Origin of the sequence: Microcystis sp. LE18-22.4A (assembly GCF_027531105.1) — a bacterium.
GTDB lineage: Bacteria > Cyanobacteriota > Cyanobacteriia > Cyanobacteriales > Microcystaceae > Microcystis > Microcystis aeruginosa.
On the sequence record NZ_JAPZRB010000058.1, the window covers coordinates 1 to 4,095 of the forward strand.

Here is a 4,095-nt window from a genome sequence, read left to right on the forward strand (position 1 = left end):
GATCGATCCCCGCAACTTTACCGATTTCTTTAATCTTATCGGCAGCTCAGTGGACTAACAGGCGGTAATTTTGACAAATTCGGGAATTAACTAGGGTCTGCTGAATAAATCTAAAAACCTTGCTGGATAAGACTTTTAGCCTTTTTTGAAATCCAAAAGTACCAGATATGGGAGTGATCAGGGGGAAATTCAGCTACTTTTTCCCTGAAAATTAGGTAATTGACCCCCTCAAAATCGGTAAAACCCCACACCCCACACCCTACACCCTACACCCTGCCCCTAGGAAAAACTTTTTCAGCAGACCCTAACTATTGAGTTAAAAACAGGCGATTTCAAGAGGAAGGGGGCAATTCTAAGGGAATAGCCCCGATTATTCCCTTACGAAAATCATTGAGTAACTGCATGGCTGCCCTTTCTTTATCTTCTTGATATTTGAGATTGGCCAATTTTTCGATAAAATCTTCCCCGGTCATGTCTAGAGTATTCAACCCGTAACGAGATTCTAAAAGTCCTTCATACTGTAATTCTCTTAATAAATCGACAAAAGCCGCCGCTATCCTTTGGTTATCATAACCAGCATCCCCAATATCCTCACAGATAGCTAATTTCACCGCATCCTTTTGATTTTCTAAACGGGAAGGAATCACCCCCGGCGCGTCTAATAATTCTAAGGTGTCGGAAATTCGTACCCATTGTAATTGTCGCGTTACTCCGGCCCTGCGGGCGCTGGCGACGACTTTTCGCCCTAATAAACGGTTAATCAGGGCAGATTTGCCCACATTGGGAAACCCGATCACCACGGCGCGCACTGGACGCGGTAACATTCCTCTTAGTTGACGTTTTTGGTTAATTTCATCGCCAATTTTTTCCGCCGCTTTGATAATTGCTTTAACTCTTTCTCCCTGTTTAGCGTTAGTAAAATAGACGGTTTTTCCTTGACTTTTAAACCATGTTACCCATTGTTGCTGGGCAGATTCGGGAATCATATCGAGACGATTTAAGATTAACAAGCGCGGTTTATTGCCAATCCAATCGTCCACCTGCGGATGATGGGAAGCTAAGGGAATGCGAGCATCGCGCACTTCTAAGACCACATCCACGAGTTTAAGATGTTCCTTGAGTTTTCTTTCCGCTTTGGCAATATGACCGGGATACCATTGAATTAACGACATGGGAGATGGGAGTATAAAATTAAATCTTATCAGGAATAGTCCCTAGATAGCTATAATTATCTGAGAAAAAGTTTAGTAATTTCACTGCAATTATAACAGGATTGTCGATGACTAATTTAAAAAAATGGCAAATTATTAAATCCGAGCTAGTTTTTCATAATCGTTGGTGTCAAGTCCGTCAAGACGCGGTGAAGTTATCCTCTGGACAAGTTATCGATGATTATTTCGTTAATATTCGTCCTGAAATTGTTTTAGTTGTTCCAGTTACTGGGGATAATCAATTGGTTTTTGTCCGTCAATATCGTCACGGAGTTAAGGAAATTTTATTGGAATTTCCTGCCGGAGCAGTAGATGCGGGTGAAGATGATATTACTGCGGCAGCGCGTCGGGAATTCGAGGAGGAAACCGGTTATCAAAGTGATTCTCTAATAGCTCTGGCTGTTTTGTACGATAATCCCGTTAAAGATACTAACAGAATTCATATTTTTTTGGCTCTTAATGCTACTCCCACAGGTCAACAAAAGTTAGATATTACCGAGGAAATTGAAGTGATTCTTCGACCTTTACAGGAAATTAATCCACAGGAAATTACCGTCTCTGGTAGTTTAGCTGCTTTCTATCTAGCGAGGGATTTTTTAAAGCAAAATTAAGGAGTTATAGCAGTTATATTAATGGGGAGGTAGGAAGTTTTCGTTTATTCCCACTTCCCCACTTCCCGCTCTCCTACCTCTGCGCTTTTCTCTACTGTTTGAACAGGATTTGTATTACTTTAAGTTTTATTTTTTTTCACTTGTCTATGAGTAATTTTTTGATGATTGCTGGCTTTATCCTATCAGCTTATGCGATTGTTGCCAACGATTCCCTGCAAACTTTAGGGACTTTTTTAAGTGCCAATGAAGAACGTCCCTGGTGGATTTTATGGCTGTACACCAGTATAATCTTAGCCTCGATTTTTATCGCTGGTTGGTATATTAATCAGGGAGATGTGGCTTATAATCGACTAGAAATGATTCCCTTCCCAGAAACTTTTACTTGGATTTATATCGTTCCTCCCTTAGCAATTTTAATTCTCACCACTTGGGGAATACCTGTGAGTACAACCTTTTTGGTTTTAACAGTTTTTGCTCCCCAATCTCTAGATGAAATGTTAGTTAAATCCGCTTGGGGTTATTGCATTGCTGTTATAGTGGGGTTAGTAATCTATCGAATTATTTATCAATTAGAAAACTTTTTCCTAGAAACAGTTAATCAAGAACCTCAAAAAATCTGGGTAGTTTTACAGTGGTTATCCACCGGGTTTCTCTGGAGTCAATGGTTAATGCAAGATTTTGCTAATATTTTCGCCTATCTTCCCAGAAAGTTAGCAGCAACATGGTTAGTTTTATCTCTAACAGTTATGCTACTCCTGCAAACCATCATTTTTATTAATCACGGTGGTCAAATCGAGAAAATTGTCACTAGCAAAACTAACGCCCATGATCTGCGTTCTGCAACAATTATTAACTTAATTTATGGTCTAATTTTACTGTTTTTTGTTGGCTATAATCATATTCCCATGAGTACCACTTGGGTATTTTTAGGTTTATTAGGAGGTCGAGAAATTTCTCTGACTTTAACCAGAGAAAAACCTAATTTAGCAGCCACGGGTAAACTGGTTTTAGGGGATGCCTTGAAAGCTTTTATCGGTATGATTGTTAGTGTTACTATCGCTCTTGCTTTACCTCTACTCGCTCAAAAACTTAACTATCTATAGGAAGTGGGGTGTGGGGTGTGGGGAGATGTAAATTAAGAATAACAAGATTGGGGAGATAGGCGATCGATTGATGCTCCGGAGTGATAAAGTTTTCTATTGCTGATAATCTCGAAATTATCATTCAACCAGATTAAAGATGCTTCTGTGACTAGACCTTCTTCAAGAGTGACTAGGGAAAAATTGCGAGATTTACCCGTATCGGAGTGGAGAATACGAGGGACACTGGCAGCATTCAGATAAACAGTTCCCATCTCGGAAGTGACCACGGGATTGCGTAAACGGGAAGTGGTATGACGGAGACGGTGGTGCATATGACCGAAACTGACGAGAGGAACCTGTTTTCCTAATAGCTGTGCTTGTTCTATGGCCGCCGCTAAATCGGGATCCCCGTGGTCCCCTCCCAAGGGTTGCCAATCGCGACCACAGATAGCTTCCGCTTCCTTTCCCAGTCCGGCCGGACCATTGTGACCTAAAAAAATCAGGTTATTATAGGCAGTATCTTGAATATTAGCGATAATTTTGGCGGTAGATTCGGCAAAACTGCTGATATTATAGCGTTCTTGAAAAAATTCTCCATTTTTCCACTCGGATCCCCCCCAAGTAAAGGGACGACCCCCAACAATCGAAAGCTCTAAACCGGGTAGGTCTAGTTTTGAGTAACCCACATGAGCAACCCCTAATAATTCTAACTGGGCGGTGACACGATCTTCCTTGTTGCGATCGTAGGGACATTGTTTTCGTCCCCAGGGGGTGGCGCTATACCACGCGTCATGATTACCGAGAATAACGGCTTTTGGTAAGGACAAACTAGCAATCCGACCGACAATTTCTAGGGATTCATTGCCAAAATCGCCGACAAATAGGGCTAAATCCACTTGTAAAGCTTCTAGAGCTAAATTATCTTCTATTTCCCATTGGTCGTGAATGTCACCGATGACGGCGATTTTATAGGTGCGAGGGAAAGAACTTACCATTACCAGTTATCAACTATCATTTATCAGTAATGATCATAACTAGGATTGACCGAATAAATAGACCTCTTGCAAAAATCAAAAATCTTCCTTTAGGTGAGGAGTCTCCGAGCCAGTAGTCAGTAGTCAGGAGAATTAAGAATGAGCATTAATCAATTAAATGCTCTATTTGGTTATTTTATGCAATTTTATGCTTATT

General features: G+C 40.8%; 4 protein-coding genes. 2 read left to right on the top strand and 2 right to left on the bottom strand.

The window, feature by feature from the left end:
- Positions 1 to 332: 332 nt before the first annotated feature.
- Positions 333 to 1,172: a ribosome biogenesis GTPase YlqF gene (gene ylqF / locus O9295_RS02750; protein WP_288031509.1), complete on the bottom strand. Its 840-nt coding sequence runs from the start codon at positions 1,170 to 1,172 to the stop codon at positions 333 to 335.
- Between the two features lie 107 nt (positions 1,173 to 1,279).
- Here ylqF and O9295_RS02755 point away from each other — a divergent pair, with 107 nt between their 5' ends.
- Positions 1,280 to 1,822, top strand: coding sequence for an NUDIX hydrolase (locus O9295_RS02755; protein ID WP_288031510.1), 543 nt, complete (start codon positions 1,280 to 1,282; stop codon positions 1,820 to 1,822).
- A gap of 161 nt (positions 1,823 to 1,983) precedes the next feature.
- Entirely contained in the window at positions 1,984 to 2,925 is a 942-nt protein-coding gene (locus tag O9295_RS02760; protein ID WP_288031514.1) for a hypothetical protein, read from the top strand.
- Between the two features lie 32 nt (positions 2,926 to 2,957).
- On the opposite strand, the gene O9295_RS02765 is transcribed toward O9295_RS02760, so the two are convergent.
- Positions 2,958 to 3,899, bottom strand: coding sequence for a TIGR04168 family protein (locus O9295_RS02765; protein WP_288031512.1), 942 nt, complete (start codon positions 3,897 to 3,899; stop codon positions 2,958 to 2,960).
- Positions 3,900 to 4,095: the final 196 nt, after the last annotated feature.